The sequence below is a fragment of the Streptomyces sp. NBC_00354 genome (assembly GCF_036106915.1).
GTDB lineage: Bacteria > Actinomycetota > Actinomycetes > Streptomycetales > Streptomycetaceae > Streptomyces.
This window is the reverse complement of sequence record NZ_CP107983.1, coordinates 493510-510291: the sequence shown is the minus strand read 5'-3', so window position 1 is coordinate 510291 and position 16782 is coordinate 493510. Positions and strand designations below refer to the sequence as shown.

The 16782-nt window shown below is 70.2% G+C and carries 17 protein-coding genes and 1 pseudogene; 5 read left to right on the top strand and 13 right to left on the bottom strand.

The genetic code is table 11. The features are described 5' to 3' along the window. Positions 1 to 76: 76 nt before the first annotated feature. Together OHT74_RS02460 and OHT74_RS02455 are read left to right on the top strand one after the other, a co-directional pair. Entirely contained in the window at positions 77 to 1150 is a 1074-nt protein-coding gene (locus tag OHT74_RS02460; RefSeq protein WP_328619139.1) for a DUF5954 family protein, read from the top strand. Positions 1151 to 1291: 141 nt separating this feature from the next. After that, positions 1292 to 2527, top strand: a complete 1236-nt coding sequence (locus OHT74_RS02455; RefSeq protein WP_328619138.1) for a serine hydrolase domain-containing protein — start codon at positions 1292 to 1294, stop codon at positions 2525 to 2527. Positions 2528 to 2561: 34 nt separating this feature from the next. Here the strand turns inward: OHT74_RS02455 and OHT74_RS02450 are convergent, their stop codons facing one another. Then, the gene (locus OHT74_RS02450) at positions 2562 to 2969 is read right to left on the bottom strand and encodes a RidA family protein (protein WP_266999165.1); all 408 of its coding nucleotides are present in this window, start codon (positions 2967 to 2969) and stop codon (positions 2562 to 2564) included. A gap of 114 nt (positions 2970 to 3083) precedes the next feature. On the opposite strand from OHT74_RS02450, the gene OHT74_RS02445 reads away from it, so the two are divergent. Beyond that, a complete protein-coding gene (locus OHT74_RS02445; RefSeq protein WP_266660127.1) occupies positions 3084 to 3464 on the top strand; it encodes a winged helix-turn-helix transcriptional regulator in 381 nt (126 codons plus the stop codon). Here the strand turns inward: OHT74_RS02445 and OHT74_RS02440 are convergent. The 6 genes and pseudogenes from OHT74_RS02440 to OHT74_RS02415 form a co-directional block, all read right to left on the bottom strand. Then, positions 3448 to 3694: pseudogene (locus OHT74_RS02440) on the bottom strand (DUF6596 domain-containing protein); the annotation flags it as partial. The gene OHT74_RS02445 and the pseudogene OHT74_RS02440 sit on opposite strands and share 17 nt — an antisense overlap. 122 nt (positions 3695 to 3816) lie before the next feature. Further along, complete coding sequence (locus OHT74_RS02435; RefSeq protein ID WP_328619137.1) at positions 3817 to 4215, bottom strand: nuclear transport factor 2 family protein; 399 nt, start codon at positions 4213 to 4215, stop codon at positions 3817 to 3819. Between the two features lie 18 nt (positions 4216 to 4233). Next, positions 4234 to 5736, bottom strand: coding sequence for a SulP family inorganic anion transporter (locus tag OHT74_RS02430; protein ID WP_328619136.1), 1503 nt, complete (start codon positions 5734 to 5736; stop codon positions 4234 to 4236). 179 nt (positions 5737 to 5915) lie between these two features. Further along, positions 5916 to 7142 carry a hypothetical protein gene (locus OHT74_RS02425; protein WP_328619135.1) on the bottom strand — a complete coding sequence of 409 codons (1227 nt, stop codon included), beginning with the start codon at positions 7140 to 7142 and terminating at the stop codon, positions 5916 to 5918. Next, a complete protein-coding gene (locus OHT74_RS02420; RefSeq protein WP_328619134.1) occupies positions 7139 to 7426 on the bottom strand; it encodes a hypothetical protein in 288 nt (95 codons plus the stop codon). Before OHT74_RS02420 ends, OHT74_RS02425 begins: the two co-directional genes overlap by 4 nt. Before the next feature lie 29 nt (positions 7427 to 7455). Further along, positions 7456 to 8820: a pyridoxal phosphate-dependent decarboxylase family protein gene (locus OHT74_RS02415; RefSeq protein WP_328619133.1), complete on the bottom strand. Its 1365-nt coding sequence runs from the start codon at positions 8818 to 8820 to the stop codon at positions 7456 to 7458. 160 nt (positions 8821 to 8980) lie between these two features. On the opposite strand from OHT74_RS02415, the gene OHT74_RS02410 reads away from it, so the two are divergent. After that, a complete protein-coding gene (locus OHT74_RS02410; protein ID WP_328619132.1) occupies positions 8981 to 10585 on the top strand; it encodes a phospholipase D family protein in 1605 nt (534 codons plus the stop codon). Positions 10586 to 10609: 24 nt separating this feature from the next. Here the strand turns inward: OHT74_RS02410 and OHT74_RS02405 are convergent, their stop codons facing one another. The 5 genes from OHT74_RS02405 to OHT74_RS02385 all read right to left on the bottom strand — a co-directional run bounded on the left by OHT74_RS02405 (position 10610) and on the right by OHT74_RS02385 (position 14882). After that, complete coding sequence (locus tag OHT74_RS02405; protein WP_328619131.1) at positions 10610 to 11650, bottom strand: AraC family transcriptional regulator ligand-binding domain-containing protein; 1041 nt, start codon at positions 11648 to 11650, stop codon at positions 10610 to 10612. A 287-nt stretch (positions 11651 to 11937) separates the two neighbouring features. Next, complete coding sequence (locus OHT74_RS02400; protein ID WP_328619130.1) at positions 11938 to 12279, bottom strand: hypothetical protein; 342 nt, start codon at positions 12277 to 12279, stop codon at positions 11938 to 11940. A gap of 124 nt (positions 12280 to 12403) precedes the next feature. Then, complete coding sequence (locus OHT74_RS02395; protein WP_328619129.1) at positions 12404 to 13258, bottom strand: DUF5995 family protein; 855 nt, start codon at positions 13256 to 13258, stop codon at positions 12404 to 12406. After that, positions 13255 to 13830, bottom strand: coding sequence for a hypothetical protein (locus tag OHT74_RS02390; RefSeq protein WP_328619128.1), 576 nt, complete (start codon positions 13828 to 13830; stop codon positions 13255 to 13257). The genes OHT74_RS02395 and OHT74_RS02390 overlap by 4 nt, the downstream gene beginning before the upstream one ends. Before the next feature lie 62 nt (positions 13831 to 13892). After that, positions 13893 to 14882: a GlxA family transcriptional regulator gene (locus tag OHT74_RS02385; protein WP_266660105.1), complete on the bottom strand. Its 990-nt coding sequence runs from the start codon at positions 14880 to 14882 to the stop codon at positions 13893 to 13895. An 84-nt stretch (positions 14883 to 14966) separates the two neighbouring features. On the opposite strand from OHT74_RS02385, the gene OHT74_RS02380 reads away from it, so the two are divergent. Then, the gene (locus OHT74_RS02380) at positions 14967 to 15818 is read left to right on the top strand and encodes a dienelactone hydrolase family protein (RefSeq protein WP_328619127.1); all 852 of its coding nucleotides are present in this window, start codon (positions 14967 to 14969) and stop codon (positions 15816 to 15818) included. A gap of 97 nt (positions 15819 to 15915) precedes the next feature. Here OHT74_RS02380 and OHT74_RS02375 read toward each other — a convergent pair whose 3' ends face one another. Then, a complete protein-coding gene (locus tag OHT74_RS02375) occupies positions 15916 to 16677 on the bottom strand; it encodes a maleylpyruvate isomerase family mycothiol-dependent enzyme (protein WP_328619126.1) in 762 nt (253 codons plus the stop codon). Positions 16678 to 16782: the final 105 nt, after the last annotated feature.

Below are 16782 nucleotides of genomic sequence, written 5' to 3'. Positions count from 1 at the left end.
ACCTGCGGCTCCCCCGATGGGTGAGGAAACGGTGAATCGGGCGGCGGTGTCGTGCGGTGCTCGGCAGGATGACGGCATGGACCGTGGGGACGTGGGACCGGGCGGGTCGCGGCCGGTGGTGGTACGGGTGCCGGTGGAGCCGGTGGAAGCCGCAGCGGAAGCCGATGCGGTCGATGCCGTGGCACGTGCAGGCGATGTGGTCGTGCGGGGACCGCTGTTCGGGGTGGCGGCGCAGGCTGCCGGAGACGGACCGCGGTGGCGTGTGGTGATCGCGGTGACGGCCGGCTGCCCGCAGCAGGCCCGCGACAGCCTCAACAGCAAGCTGTGGTTCCGGGCGAAGGACGAGGCGCACGACAGGGCGGATCGGTGCGCACTGCTCGCGGCGGTCGCCCGGCTCGAGAGCGAACGGGTCGACGCACTCGAAGTGTCCGGGACCCGGTACCGGATCGTGCGCGCCGAGGAGTACGCCGTCGCGGGCCCGCGCGGCATCGAGGAGCCGCGCCCGACCGATCCGGAACCCCCGGTCCCCGACTGGACCCGCGGGGCCAAGGGGCCGGAGATCGACGACGGCCTGGTCCTGGACCCGGACGCCCCGGTCACCCCGGCCCAGGCGCTCGAACAGGTGGCGCTACGCAGCCTGTGCTACACCGGTGGCCGCTTCCCCGCCGACGTGCGCTCCGATGCGCGGCAGGCGCTGGACAGCCACCCCGATGTCCTGCTGCTGCCACCGACGTTCACGGTCGTGGAGCAGTCCGCGAGCAGCTGGAGGCCGCTCAGCGGCCCGCACGCGAGCGCACACGATGCCCGCAAGTCACTGGACTTCGCCCTGACCTGGATGTGGCCGCGCATGCACGGCCACATCCCCGAAGACGCCGACCTCCACGCCGACGCCCGCACCCTGACCGCCGACGGCACACCGGCGGCGCCGGGACTGGCCGCGTACGCCACCGCCGCCGACACACTCCGCGCCGGACGCGTCAACCGCCTCGAATTCCAGGGCTCCCTCTACCGGATCGCCCGCACCCGCCGCCTGCTGCGCTGGGGCCCCGACGGACCCGAAAGCCCCCGCCCGTCCGACACCAACACCCAGGACCCCGCACAACTCCACCCCGCCCTCGATGAAGACGGCCGCGTCCTCCCCGAAGACTGAGCCGTACCCGGGTCCGGATCCACCACCGGATCGCTCGCCACGGCCACTCCCAGCTGCACCGGACGGCTCACCTCGCGACCGGGGTGGCGCAAGCCTAGGCTTGTCGTGTTGCTGGGTCCTCGGACGGCAGGAGAGCATGCCGTGAAGCCAACCCACGTCCGGCTGCGCCGGGCCTGCGCGGCTGCTGCCGTCGCAGGCGTGCTCATCGCCCCGGCGGTCGCGGGCTCCGCATCCGGGGCGACTGCCTCGGCGCCCGCCGTCCCCGTCTCCGCCACCCCCTCCCCGGACTCCGACACGCCCTTCCCACAGCTCACGCCGGCCGTTGCAGCGCGGCTGGACGCGGCCATCCGTCAGGTCATGCGGCAGACGAAGGTGCCGGGCGTGACCGTGGGCCTGTGGGCCCCCGGCAAGGGGAGTTACGTGAAGACCTTCGGTGTGGCGGACAAGGCGACCGGCGCGCCCATGACCACCGGTCTCCACGTACGCATCGGCAGTGAGACCAAGACCTTCACGGTCACCGCCCTCCTCCAGCTGGTGGACCAGCGCAAGGTGGGCCTGGACGACCCCATCGGCACCTACATCAAGGGTGTTCCGAACGGGAACCGCATCACCCTGCGCGAACTGGCAGGCATGCGCAGCGGGCTCTTCAACTACACCTTGGACGAGAACTTCATCAAGAAGTTCCAAGCCGATCCCGAACAGTCCTTCACAACACAGCAGTTGCTCGACTACGCCTTCAAACACCCCGTGCAGTTCGCACCGGGCGCGAAGTTCGACTACTCCAACACCAACCTCATCCTGCTCGGGCTGGTGGTGGAGAAGGTCACCGGTCGGCCGCTCCGCGAAGTCATCGCAAAGGACGTCCTGGCACCGGCCGGGCTCCGCAGTACGGTCTTCCCCACGAGTGCGGCCATGCCGGATCCGTACGCGCACGGGTACACCGACCAGACGGCCTCGGGCAAGATCGAGGACGCGACCGGCTGGAACCCCTCCTGGGCCTGGGCTGCCGGAGCGATGGTCTCCGACCTGGAGGACCTGCGCAGCTGGGCCCGTACCCTCGCCACCGGCACGCTGCTCACCCCTGCGACCCAGACCGAGCGCTTGAAGACCACCCCGATGAACCTCCAGGGTGACGGCTACGGGCTGGGCATCTTCAACGTCCAGGGCTGGATCGGTCACAACGGCTCGATCCCCGGATACGAGGTCCTGCCCGTCTACCTGCCGCAGGCCCAGGCGACCATGGTCATCCTCCTCAACACCGATGTCAGTTACAAGGGCCAGGAGCCGAGCACGCTGTTCGGCGAGGCAGTCACCGGCATCGTGACCCCCGATCACGTGTACCCCGGCCACAAGCCGTATGTGCCCGGACGCAGTTGACGGACGCCCGGCAGCCGCGGAGGACGTCATCCGGTCAGTCGATCACCGCCGTGGCTTCGATCTCGACCAGGTGCTCGGGTACGTCCAGTGCCGCAACGCCCAGCAGGGTGGCCGGCGGTGCCGCGGTGACGCCCAGCTTCGTGGCCGCCCGGGTGATCCCCTCCATGAGCAGGGGCATCTTGTCGGGGGTCCAGTCGACGACGTAGACGGTCAGCTTCGCCACGTCGTCGAAGCCGGCACCGGCCTCGGCCAGGGCGGTGCCGACGTTGAGATAGCACTGGGCGACCTGAGCGGCGAGGTCGCCTTCGCCGACCGTGACCCCGTCGGCGTCCCAGGCGACCTGCCCGGCCGTGAAGACCAGCTTCGACCCGGTTGCGATCGACACCTGCCGGTAGGCGCCGATCTCGGGCAGTCCGCCGGGGTTCACCAGTGTGATGGCCATGCTGTCCGCCTCCTTGCGGACCGAGAGGTTCTCGGTCTCTTGTGGTTACTCAGGAACCGTAGGAGAGTGGCTGCTGACATGGAAGAACGCACTTTTCAGTAACTGGGGAACCTCATGGTGACCAAGCAGTTCGGGGACTCGACCGACGAAGCCGATCTGAGGCGCGCGGACTCGCTGGGGCGGGAGATATTCTCCGACGTCGCCAACAAATGGGCGCTCCTCATCATCGAAGCCCTCGGCGAGCGCACCCTGCGCTTCAGCAAGCTGCGGGACGAGGTCGACGGCATCAGCCACAAGATGCTCACCCAGAACCTGCGCATGCTGGAGCGCTACGGCCTGCTCGAGCGGACCGTGCACCCCACCGTGCCGCCGCGGGTCGAGTACACCCTCACCGAACCGGGACAGGCCCTGCGCGTGACGATCGACGGCCTGTGCGACTGGACCCACCGCTACTTCGGCCACATTGAGTCCTCCCGCCGCCGCTTCGATTCCTGACGGCCGACGCCCCGCATGCCGTGGCGGCGCGGTCCCACCGGCTCCGGTCCTGCTCGGCGAGCGGGATCAGGCTGCCGTCGGGCCCGGTACGGGCCGCGCGGCGGGCGTCGGTGAGCAGCAGGAGGGCGAGCAGGCCGGTCACTTCGCCGTCCGCCGGCAGCAGCGCGGGTGAGGCGGATCGCCTCCGCGGACAGTTCCACCCGCATCAGGTCGGGCCCCGATGTCGCCGTTGGGGACGGCCGGATCGCCGGCCGTGTCCGTCATGGCCGTCACGCTTCGATCGTCGGGCCCTCGTCGACCGGCCGGAGCCCTTCGTCCATTCTCGACACCTCCCGGAAGGCAACGTCGAGCCTCACTCGGTCATGGTGTCTGCGTGGCGATGGGCCACCCTCCACTCGCCGTCCTCGCGGCGGTACACCTGGGTGGCCCGCAGCGTGTAGGTCCGAGGCTGGCCGTCGACGGAGGCGGAGGTGTGTTCGAGGCCGGCCGTGTACGCCATGTCGCCCACGACGTCGTACGCCTGTAGTTCGAACGCGTACGACGTGCAGTCGGAGAAGCTCTCCCCGAGGGCGCTGAAGAGCGTGTCGAGCTCCTGCCGGCCGTTGGCGTTGCGCCATGCCCCCAGGACGCTCACGGGCTCGCACTGTGACCAGAGTGCCCGGCGGGGAGCCGGGTCGCCGTTGTGCAGCGCACGCTCCGCCTCGTACAGGGCGGTCCTGACCCACGTGAAGAACTCGGCACGGTCACTCATGCCGTTCATCATCCTCGGTCAGCCGGCGGAAGCGAGCTCGCCGCTCAGGGTCCTGTGCAGGCGGGCGCTGGGCTCGTTCAGTCCCGTGATCTCGACGCTCTTGCCGCGCTGCGCGTACCGGTGCTCGATCGCGTCCAGTGCGGCAACCGATGAGGCGTCCCAGATGTGCGCTGCGGACAGGTCGATGACGACCTTGTCGGGATCGCCGGCGTAGTCGAAGCGGCCCACGAGCTCGTTGGAGGAGGCGAAGAACAGCTCGCCGGTGACGGCGTAGACGACCTGCCCGCCGTCGGGGTCCGTGACCGCAGTGACGTCGGCGAGCCTGGCGACACGCTTGGCGAAGATGACCATGGCGGTGACGGATCCTGCAACGACGCCGACGGCGAGGTTGTGGGTGGCGACGACGCAGGCCACGGTGACGGCCATGACGGTGATCTCGCCCGCGGGCAGCCGCTTGAGCGTCTTCGGCGCTATCGAGTGCCAGTCGAAGGTCGCGAAGCAGACCATGATCATGACGGCGACCAGGGCAGCCATCGGGATGTCGGACACGACCGGCCCGAAGACGATGCACAGCACCATCAGGAACGCGCCCGCCAGGAAGGTGGAGAGCCGGGTGCGGGCGCCGGAGACCTTCACATTGATCATGGTCTGGCCGATCATCGCGCAGCCGCCCATGCCGCCGAGGAAGCCGGTGACGATGTTCGCGATGCCCTGCCCGACGGACTCCCGGGTCTTCGACGAGGGGGTGTCGGTGATCTCGTCGACCAGCTTCGCCGTCATCAGGGACTCCATCAGCCCGACGAGTGCCATGGCGAAGGCGTAGGGAGCGATGGTGGTGAGGGTGTCGAGGGTGAACGGTACGTCGGGCAGCCCGGGCACCGGCAGCGAGGACGGCAGCGCGCCCTTGTCGCCGACGGTCGGAACGGCGATGCCGGCGGCCACGGTGATCACCGTCAGGATCACGATCGAGACCAGCGGGGCGGGGACGGCGGTGGTGATCCTCGGGAACAGCACCATGAGCGCCAGACCGGCCGCGAGCAGCGGGTACACGGCCCATGGCACGTCCCGCAGCTCCTTGACCTGGGCCATGAAGACCAGGATGGCGAGCGAGTTGACGAAGCCGACCATCACCGAGCGCGGGATGAACCGCAGCAGCTTCCCCACCCCCAGCGCGCCGAGGACGATCTGGAACACCCCGGCCAGGATGACCGCGGCGACCAGGTACCCGAACCCGTGCTCCCGGTTCAGCGGTGCGATGACCAGGGCCACCGCCCCGGTGGCGGCGGAGATCATCGCGGGCCGGCCGCCGACGACGGCGATGGTCACGGCCATGGTGAAGGAGGCGAACAGGCCGATCGCCGGATCCACCCCGGCGATGATCGAGAACGAGATCGCCTCCGGGATCAGCGCCAGCGCGACCACGAGCCCGGCCAGTACCTCGGTGCGCAGCACCTTGGGCGACAGCCAGGACGGCCGGACGCCACGCAGCCGCGCGGGTATGGAGACAGCAGAGTGAGGCAAGGGGAGCAGACCTGTCAGGCGGGCACACCGCCAACCGGCAGGCGGACGTACGGAGGGACGGAACGACCCTCCAAGGTACCGTGCGTCCTCACGGCGCCGAGCACAGGAAGACCGCCTCCGGCGCTCACGAAAAGTCTGGCACCGACGCCAGGTTACGGCCCTGGCTGTGCGCGGAGCAGTTACACCAGCACCCCGGCGAAGAACATCGCCCCCAAAACGGCGTACTGGATCGAGCAAAAGGCCAACAGCGGTACCTGGACCCATCGGGACATGTGCTTGACCAAGATGAGCCCGACAAACATTTGCGCATGGTTGCGATACCACGACATTTCCGCGCCGGCGAAGAACGGCAGCAGGAAGATGGCCACCGTCAGAATCAAGGCGGCCCACTCCTCGGCGCCGAGCCGGCGGTTCCGGATGAGCCGAACCATGGCCGTCGCCACTACGAGCAGCAAGAAGGCCGCATTCAGCCAGAGCTGCGTCCTGTGCGCGGTGAGGCTGTGCTCCACCAGCCATGGCAGGTGCCCCTCGGGCCGGTACCAGTCGCTGAACGGGAAACCGTACGCCTTCCTCATCTCGTCGAAGGGCTGACGTAGGACACCTTGCCGGTAACTGGACTTCTGGATGGTCTCGTACGCGTCCCAGCGGCCCGTCGCCTGCCACATCAGCCATTTGGCCCACAGGACGCCGCAGCCGGCGACGGCCGCTGACGCCCCGGCCTTCGCGAGCCGTACGGGCCACGTGTCTCGCTGCCATGCGAAGAACGCGCTCAACAGCAGCATGCCGACGGCGACCGCACCGACCAGATGGCAGGAGGCCGCCACGAAACCACCGGCAGCGGCAATGCCCCAGGAGCCGCGCTTCACTCCGGCGACACAGACGAGCAGCGCCAACGTTCCGGTGGCGATCGGGAACATCGCATGGAAATAGATACCGCCGGGGAAAACCACGCCAATGGCCAGGGTGAGGCCGGTGGCCCAGGTGAGCCGGGCGCCGAGCAGCCACCACAACACCGCGAACATGCCGAACAGGGACGCTTCGGTGACGACAACGGCGGATATCTCGTAGGACAGACCGGTGGCAGAAACCGCCCGGACCGACATCGGATAACCGGGAAACCAGGCGACATTTCCGCACATGACATCGGGAAAGTTCGCGTAGCGATCCCGGCACGGAAACATCTCGTAGCCGGTCTTGGCGATGGACAGATAGTGTTCGGAATCCCAGCGGCGGCGACCGTCTGTGGACCAGTACGCCACTTTGGATCCATCGCCGGAAACAGAGGCTTTCGCGATCAGCCAGGTGATGAGGTCGGTCATCAGCCATGCGGCGACCGGAGGCAGCAGACTGTGCAGGCGATCGCGGCGCGATCGCCGGACCCGCGCGGCCAGGGGGAAACCGCTCATCTCCAGCTCCGCGCTCGCGCCCCGCATTCGTGTACCGCGGTCAGCAGCGCTGCCGTCGATGCCATGCGGGTCGGCGGTTCCCAGCCTGCCGCGGCTCGGAGCCCGACCCCGGGGCCGGGCCCGACGACCAGGACGACGTCCTGTTCGGCCGGCGCGGCGAGGGCGACGACATGCAGCTCGGTTGCGGCGTTGCCGTGGGCCATGAGCCGGCCACCCAGCCGGCCGAGCAGCCCGCTGGGCCGGCCGAACCCTCTGGTCAGGAGGCGCTGAGTGATGCTCTCCACGCCGCCATGGAACCATGGGCGGAGCCCGGTCACCTGACGGCTGCCCGCCGGATGGCGTCGAGGGTGCGCGTCACATCGTCGTCGGTCGTCGACCAGTTGCTCACCGAGATCCGCATGACGCGACGGCCGTGCCAGGTGGAGCCACTGATCCACGCCGTACCGTCGTCGAGCAGCCGAGTGAGCACCCGCTCCGTGCGTTCGTCGCCGCCGAACTCGGCGCAGACCTGAGTGAACACCACGTCGTTGAGGACGGTCGCTCCGTCCATCTCGGCGATGCCGGCGGCGAAAGCGGAGGCGTGTCGGCACAGCCGCTCCACGAGGTCGGCCACACCCGATCGGCCGAGGGACCTGAGCGCGGCCCACACCGTGAAGGCCCTGCCGCGCCGGGAGAGCTCGGGCACCTTGTCGATGGGGTCGCCTTGCTCGTCCTGGATGAGGTAATCGCCGCGCAGGCCCATGGCTGCCCGGAGCGCGGACGGGTCGCGCACGACGGCGAGCCCGCAGTCGTAGGGGACGTTCAGGGTCTTGTGGGCGTCCGTTGCCCACGAGTCGGCGTATGCGCAGCCCGCGGTCAGGTGCGCGTACGTCGGAGAGGCGGCTGCCCACAGTCCGAAGGCGCCGTCGATGTGCACCCATGCGTCCGCCTCGCGAGCGGCACGGATCGTTTCGACGAAGGGGTCGAAGGCGCCGGAGTGGATGTCTCCGGCCTGGAGGATGACGATCGTGGGGCTCTGCCCGCCGCCCGCCAGGGTGCGCCGCAGGGCCTCGGGCTCGATGCGTCCCTGATCGTCCGCCTTCACCAGTTCCGGACTGCCGAGCCCGAGATAGCGCAGCGCCAGGTCTACGGCCATGTGCCGGTCCTCGCCGGCGATCGCGCGTACGGGCGGCCCACCTGCGAGCCCGTCGCGGGCGATGTTCCAGCCGGCGCGGCGCAGTACCGCGTCGCGCCCGGCGGCGAGACAGGTGAAGTTCGCCATCGTGGCACCCGTGGTGAAGCCGACGGCGCTGCCGCTCGGCAGGCCGAGCAGATCGAGCAACCACCGGTCGGCCACGTCCTCCACCGCCGCGTACGCGGGCGAGGCGGCGCGCATCACGCAGTTCTGGTCCCAGGCACTGACCAGCCAGTCTGCGGCCAGCGCAGCCGGTTCGGTGCCCCCGACCACGAACCCGTAGAAGCGACCACTGGGGAACGCGGTGAGCCCCGGCTCACAGGCCGTGGCCAGCAGGTCGACGACGTCGGTCGGCACGCTCGGCCCGTCGGGCAGCTCGGCACCGAGCGCACGCACGATCTCGTCGACCGAAGCGCGGGCGGGGACCCGGCGGTCGGCCAGGCTCGCCAACCAGCGGGCGGCATGGCCGTACGCTCCTCGGAGCGCCCTCTCGCGCGCATCCATACCTCGGACTATGGGACCGCCGCCGCGGCCCCGCAAGCCACGCCCCACTCGGCCGGCACACCTGCACCATCGCCCCGTACGGCCTCGGACCAGGTCGTCTCACATGGCTGTGCGGGTGGACGGGCCGGCAGTGGGTAGGCGGGTGCGTGGAGGTCGCGCCATGTTCCCCTCGGACTGGCTGCTGGAACCCGGAGAACGCGGAAACCCCGCCACCCGGCTGGAAGAGCGCCGGGCGGACGGTATCGGCTGGTCCGAGGGCAACGACGCCCGGCCCCTGGTCCACGGAGCGGCGTACTTCGCCGAGCTCCTCAAGCGGATCCGGGGGATGCGTGCGGGCGATCTGCTCCTGTTCACCGACTGGCGCGGCGATCCCGATGAGCGGCTGGCCGGAGCCGGCACGGAGATCGGGGTCGTACTCAGCGGCGCGGCGGAGCGCGGTGTCATCGTCAAGGGACTGCTGTGGCGCTCCCACCTGGACGGATTCCGATTCAGCGAGGAGGAGAACCGCTCCCTCGGCGAGCAGGTCGAGGCGGCGGGCGGCGAATGCCTGCTCGACCTGCGCGTGCGGCCCGGCGGCTCGCACCACCAGAAGACGGTGGTGCTGCGCCACCCCGGCCGTCCGGAGCGGGATGTCGCGTACGTCGGCGGGATCGACCTGTGTCACAACCGCAACGACGATGCCGGCCACCGGGGCGACCGCCAGTCGCTGCCCATGGCACCGGCCTACGGTCCGCACCCCCCGTGGCACGACGTCCAGCTCGCGGTGAGCGGGCCGGCCGTCGGCGACGTCGAAGCCGTCTTCCGCGAACGCTGGGAGGATCCGGCGCCGCTCAGCCGCAGCCCCCTGATCCGCCTGCGCGAGCTGTGGGACCGGGAGGACACCAGCGCCGACGAGCTGCCGCCGCAGGGCGCCGATCCTCCGCCGTGCGGTACGCACGCCGTTCAGGTGTTGCGCACCTACCCGAACCGGCTGCTGCGCGGATACCCCTTCGCCCCGGACGGCGAGCGCAGCATCGCCCGCGGCTATCTGAAGGCGCTGCGGCGGGCCCGGACGCTGATCTACCTGGAGGACCAGTACCTGTGGTCCCCGCGCGTGGTGGACTGCTTCGCCCGGGCGTTGCGCGCGCACCCTCGGCTGCGACTGATCGCCGTCATCCCCTCCGTTCCGGAGCAGGACGGCCGGCTCACCCGGCCCGTGAACCTGATCGGACGGATCACCGCCCTGGAGGAGCTGCGCCGCGCGGGCGGGGACCGGGTCGCGGTGTACGGCCTGGAGAACCACGCCGGAACCCCGGTGTACGTGCACGCCAAGGTGTGCGTGATCGACGACATATGGGCTGCGGTCGGGTCCGACAACGTCAACCTGCGTTCGTGGACGCACGACTCCGAGCTGAGCTGCGCCGTCCTCGACCGGAGCCGTGATCCGCGGCCGCCGCACGATCCGGGCGGACTCGGGGACGGCGCCCGGCGCTTCGCCCGGGACCTGCGGCTGGAGCTGATGCGCGAACACCTCGACGCGCAGGACGGGGCGGAGCCGGGGCTGTGCGATCCGGGGACTGCATTCGATGCGTTCAGGGGGGCCGCCGCGGCACTGGACGCGTGGCACGCGGGCGGCCGTCGTGGGCCGCGCCCCATGGGCAGACTGCGCCGCTATGTTCCGCCGGACCTGCCGACCGCCCGGCGCCTCCTTGTGACGCCACTGCACCGTGCCCTGATCGACCCGGACGGACGCCCCCTCAGGATGCGCCGCCGCAACAGCTTCTGACGGGGGAGGGGCGGAGGGAGGCCTTCAGAGCGAGCGCCCGTCGCGGCGCAGCCTGGCGGGCGTGGTGCCGTACCAGCGTTGGACCGCCCGCCGCAGGGCGCGGGCGTCGGCGTAGCCGCTCCGGGCGGCTATCGCGTCGATGCCGAGGTCGGTGTCGTGGAGCAGGCGCGTGATGTGGGCCCGCCGAACGGCCTCGACCTCGTTGCTCCAGGTGGTGCCGTGTTCGTCGAGGCGGCGCTGGAGGGTTCTCGTACTGACGGCCATGCGGCGTGCCACCGCGGGCAGCGTCGCAGTGGTGGCCTCGTCGTGGACGGAGGCCAGGGCGGTGCGGAAGAGGTCCAGCCAGTTGTGCAGCGGGATCGCGCCGGCGAGGGTCTGCTCGGCGTGTCTTCGAAGCACGGTCGACAGGCCGGGCTGGGCGTGTGGCGTCGGCGCACTCAAGTCGGAGGCGAGGAAGGTGATCGAGCTGACCGGCGCCTCGAACTCGATGGCGCGGGTACCGTACAGCCCGGTCAGGGGCTCGTGCCGACGGGGCGCTTCGGCGGCCAGGGTGACACGGAGGGGAACGAGGCGGCGCTGTGCGGCTTCGCTCAGACGCCGTTGGTACAGGCCGAGGGCGTAGGCGCGGATGGCGCAGGCCGCCTCGTACGTCAGATCGGCCTCGTTGACGTGGCTGATGGTGACCAGCTCGCCGTCCTCGACGATCCGCAGGTTGTCCGTTGCGGTGTCGGCGACGGTGGCGAAGTACGCCGAGGCGTCTCGGATCCCTTCGAGCGGTGTGGGCGCGGAGGTGATCAGGTAGTCCCAGACCCCGAGGGCGCCGATGGCCGACTGCTCGGCCAGTACCAAGGCCAACTCGGTCCAGGAAGCGTGGACGGTCGTCAGTTCCGCGATACGGATGCTCGTGGCCGCGGGGGTTCGGCACAGGTCGTCGTTGAGGTGCTCAGGCGCCACGCCCAGCAGGTGCGCGTACCCGTCCCGGGGTATGCCGAGCCGACGAGCGGCGTTGACGCTCAGACGGGTGAGGGCCGAGGAGGTCGTCCCCTGGTGCGCATGCAAGATCACAGCGGATGAGCATAGACCAGCAGAAATTACCAGGTCATAGCCGTGGCACGGCGCCTGATGTCCCCATCACGGCGTGGAGAGTCCCCCCTTGGCGCGCACGGTCCCCTCGGTGGCGTGCGCTGCCCTGTGCCGGGCAGAGTCCGCCGCCATAGCGTGGTGATCGTTCTCGGGAGGCGGAGGGACGAGATCGGCGTGACGCCGGATGGCCCCTCTTGGCGCACTGCCCCGTACGGGGGTCGGGTCAGTGCGCCATCTGTCGATCACCTCGCGGCGCTCTGCCGCCCGGCTCAGGGGCGCGCAGTGGGGCGGGTGACCGGGCCGCCGTCGACGCCCAGGTCGGCGCGCATCACGGCGCGGAGGTCCTGCCCGCGGCTCCAGAGTTCCTGCAGCTCGTCGTGTATCTCCTGGAAGGAGCCGCCCGGCACCGGGTGGCCCTCCTCCAGCCGCATCGTCCGTCCGTACAGTTCGGACAGTGCCGTGGTCATGACATCCAGCTCGTCCATCACCGCGGTGGAGGCGATCATCTGCGCCTCGGCGAAGGCGGCGTGGTGGGCATGCCGGGCGGCCTCCATCGCCTGCCGGCCCTCCGGGGTGACCTCCCCCTTCTGCACCAGCCACAGGAAGTTCATCAGCTCGACCCGGTGGCGACCACGCCGACGGTGGCGGCGGCCAATGCGACCAGAGCTGTGCCCACCATGCCTCCACGTGATCCCGGACGGTTCCCCACGACCCTAATGGCCCGTGGACCGGAGCTCAGACGGACCGCAGGGCCGCCTCTACGGGAGTGCCCGGTGGCGGCCACTGCCGCCGGGAGGGGACCACGGCCCGCAGGACTCGGAAGGCGTGGCGGCGCAGAAAGTCGTCCGGCGAGCGGAACTCGGCGATGAACGCGGCAGTCGACCTGCTGATGGAGCCCTTCGCCTCGGCGGTCGCCCGAGGATCCAGGAGCCTGTCGCAGTTGAACCAGGCCATGCCCCGCGCGACCCGGATCCCGTAACTCGTGAACAGCTCGTCGTCGCCGGTGAACAAGCGGTCCAGCGAGTGCAGTCGACGGCAGTACCGGGCGGAGATCTCGTCCTGGACCACGTCGACGGAGGAGGCCAGGAGGTCGTTCATCCGGTGGAAGTCTGCGATGTGGTCGCGGAGTTCCCCGCGGCCCGCCCGGGCCAGGGCCTGGAGCGCCAGCGGCAGGTCGTACGACATGTGCGCCATCATCGAGAACAGCACCTCCTCCAGGACGTAGGAGTGCCGTACGGTCGAGGCGGCGTACACGTCCCGCCAGGGTTTCGGGATGCTCTCCGGCATGTCGGCGCAGCGGACTTCCCCGCGGGGGCGGGAGCCGGGGCCCAGCCAGGTGTCGATGGCGTCCATCGCCGTGAAGTAGGCCGCGGCGAGGGAGACGGAGAGCTCGGCGACCCACTCCGGCGCCGTGAACGCCGGCACGTCGGTCCGCAGGCTCGCGGCGAGGTCGGAGGACAGGCGGAAGTACGTGTACGCGAACACCGCGCGGGCATCCCGCGCGGCGTCGTACCGCATGACGCGGGCGGTCAGTTCTCCGGCGACCCCGAGAACCTTGTCGGCGGCAACAGCAGTGGCGTCCTCCGTCATGAGATCCGGCGGGCGCTCTCCGTCGCCTTCGCCCAGTCGCACACGAGCTCGCCCGCGAGGCTCTGCCGGTCGGCTCCCACCTCGTACGTCGCGGTCCAGGGGCTCCCCAGCAGCGGCATGTGGTAGGTGGAACCCAGGCCCGAAGGCCGGATCTCCGCGGGGTAGGTGAATTTCCGCGTCAGGATGGCCGGGACCGGACTGAACTGCTCGTTCGCCTCGACGGTGACACCCCTGCCGTCAGGGGCGAGAACGTACCGCTCCTTCAACAGGTACAGCGTCACGCCGAACTTGGAGACCCTGACCACGTTGTCGGCGACGCCGAACGTGCCCGCGGACGGGCTCGCCACGATGGTCGAATCCAGCCGGGACGGCCCGGTCAGCCGCTGCGTGAGGTCCATGGCGACGACGAGCACCCGGTTCAGCAGCCCGACCCCGCGGTCCTGTCGGAGGCGTCTCCAGGACGTGACCCGGAAGGTGAACAGCCCCTGCCAGTCGCCGGTCCCCACGTCGAAGTAGTAGACGTGACTGGGGGCGTCTGAGCGGGACGGTGAACCGTCCACATGGTTCGTCACGTTGTGTAGCGTACCGGCCGATACGTGCACGTAGTGTGAGCGGAGGGCGTGTCTTTCCTGGTTCAGCCGCGGTGGTCATCGTGCCGACGGAACATCGCGCGGTACTCCCTCGGCCGCCGGCCGGTGTGTCTGGCGAAGATTCCGCTGAAGGTACCGGGGTCGCGGTACCCGACGTCGGCGGCGATGACCGCGACGCTCCGGTCGGTCGTCTCCAGCAGGTGCCGAGCCCGACGCACCCGGGCCGCTTGCAGGTACGCGAGGGGCGTCCGGCCGGCTTCGTCGCCGAAGCGGCGGAGCATGGTCCTCGTGCTCACGCCGAAGGCCCGGGCGAGGGCAGGCAGGTCGTAGCGGGCTTGGAGGTTCTGCTCGAGCCACCGCTTGACGCCGGCCGAGAAGCCGCTGCCCGGGGCGGGCAGGAGCCCCTGGTCGACGTACGGAGCCTGCGTGGACCGTGCGTCATCGACGAGGGCGATGCGCGCCGTGCTGCGGGCGATGTGGGGGCCGTCGTGCTCGCGGATGAGGTGCAGCGCGAAGTCGTACATCGCGGTGAAGGCCGCTGTCGTCGTCACACCACGGTCCGTCACGACCAACTGCTCCGCTCGGACGCGCACGTCGGCGTACCGGCGGGCGAACCGGTCGGCGAACAACCAGGACGTCGTCGCTTCGCGCCCATGGAGCAGGCCGGCTTCGGCGACGAGGAAGGCGCCGACGCAGATCGATACGACGGCGGTCCCGGAAGCCGCCTGCGACCGGATCGCCGCGGTTTCCGGCTTCAGGTTCGCGAGCGTCGCATCGAGATCGAGCGTGGGCGGCGCCTCGAAGCCCGGAACGATCAGAACGTCCGCGGGGCGCACCGCCGAGACGTCGATGGCCGACCCACCGGACGCGATCACCCGCCGCCTGGGCGAGACGACCGACGTCTCGTACGACGGCTGCGCCGTGCCCTGTGCTGCGGCGACATGGGTGGCCATGGCCAACAGGTCGGGGACCCCGAACACCTCCGACGCGAAGCAGCCCGGGTAGGCCAGCACACTGACGCGCAGCGGGCTCATGCGGCTCCTCCAGCACCCGACGGATGGCGGTATCACCGTGATACATGGCGATACCGCCGCTTCTCAGGGGGACAGCCTCTCGTCATGATCTCGGTCATGACAACCATGCGAGGGCAGAGCGACCCCTTGGACGACTTCTCGCGGAGAGCCGTCGGCGTCGACGACGTCAGCAAGACCGTGTACGTCGCCGGGTCGGGACCGGCAGTCATCCTCATGCCCGAGATGCCGGGCATCAGTCCCGACGTCGCGCGGCTGGCACGTTGGGTACGCGATGCCGGGTTCTCCGTGTACATGCCTTCTCTCTTCGGCGTGGACGGTGCCTATCCGCTCGCCGAGGCTGCCCAGACCGTTGTCCGGCGCGCCTGTGTCAGCGCCGAGTTCCGAGCGTTCGCCGGTGGCGGCACCAGTCCGGTCGTGTCGTGGCTACGAGGCCTCGCCCGCATCGCGCACGCCGAGCGAGGCGGACCCGGCGTCGGCGCCGTGGGCCTGTGCTTCACGGGCAATTTCGCGTTGACCATGGCGCTCGAACCCGCCGTCATCGCACCCGTGGTCAACCACCCGTCGCTTCCCCTCGACGACGCAGGCGGTCTGGAGATCGGCGACGATGACGCCGCTGCCCTGGCGGAACGCATCGGGCGAGACGGATTGAAGGTTCTCGCCTACCGCTTCGAGAACGACAAGTGGTGCACCGGTCAGCGGTTCGCGGCCTACCGAGCGCTGCTCGGCGATGCATTCGACGGCCGCGTCCTGGCGGCCGACGCGGCGAACACGAACCCTCCGCCGTTCTTCCGTGACGTCGTCGGCTGCGCCCACAGCGTCGTCACGGCACATCTCGTCGACCAGGACGGTCACCCGACCGTGCAGGCCCGCGACGAGATCCTCGCCTTCCTGGCCGACCGGCTCGGCCGAACCCCGGCTGGCCGATCGTTTCCATGATCGCGGTAGGCCGGGCGGCCGACGCCCCCCCCGTGGTGCGGGAGCGACGCAGCACTGCCGACCTCCGCGCCGCGCCCTGGCGGCCCGTAGGCGATGTCTAGAAGGCCGAGTGGGCGAACCAGTGGGTGAGCAGGTCCGGGTCGCCGAGCTCGTGGAAGGCGTCGCTCCGGCGGTCCAGGCGGCCGTAGAGGAGCAGGAGCAGGTCCGCAGCCGAACCCCGCACGGTGGCGTCCGCGGCACGGGGCCCGGCGTTGTCGGCCACGAGTGCGAAGCCGTCGGCGCGCAGGCCGACGAGCCAGTCGCCTTCGCCGTCCGTGCAGCTGAAGCGAATGGTCCGGTCCGGGGCGCGCAGTTGGCCGGTCAGCGGCGCGAAGGAGGAGGCGAACGGCAGGTTGGTGAGGAACTCGTCGATGCCGTCGACCGCCAGTACGGGGTCGATGTGCGGGGAGGTGCCGAGTGCGAGTTCCGCGTCGGCGCGGTGGACGAGGGTCTCGAAGAGCATGCGCCGGACCCAGAACCGGGCATGCTGGTCGACTCCCCAGGCCCACATCGGTGCGTCCAGGTCGGTGGCGGCGAACACCTCCGCCGCCTCCGCGGCGCTCGCGGCCAGCCAGTCCGGGAGCCCCTCGGGGTGTTCCGGCAGGCGCAGGTCCACGTCACGGCTGGTCGGCGGCTGCTGGATGCGCCGGCGAAGCAGCTCGGTGAACCAGCGGTGCACGCTGCCGACGTGCTGCGTGAGGTCGGCGAGAGTCCAGCCGGGGCAGGTCGGCACCGGGGTGGAGAGGTCGGCCGCCTTGACCGCGGCGACGAAGCGGGCGGTCTCGGCTGCGACGGCCGTTCCGTGCTGGGCGGGGTTCATGTCTGGCCTTCCTCTGATGGTGCGCCCCGGGTGGCGAGAATGCTTAAGGAACTAGATGATTGATACCCTTAACTAATGGTGAAGGTATTTCGCAAGCGCTGAGGA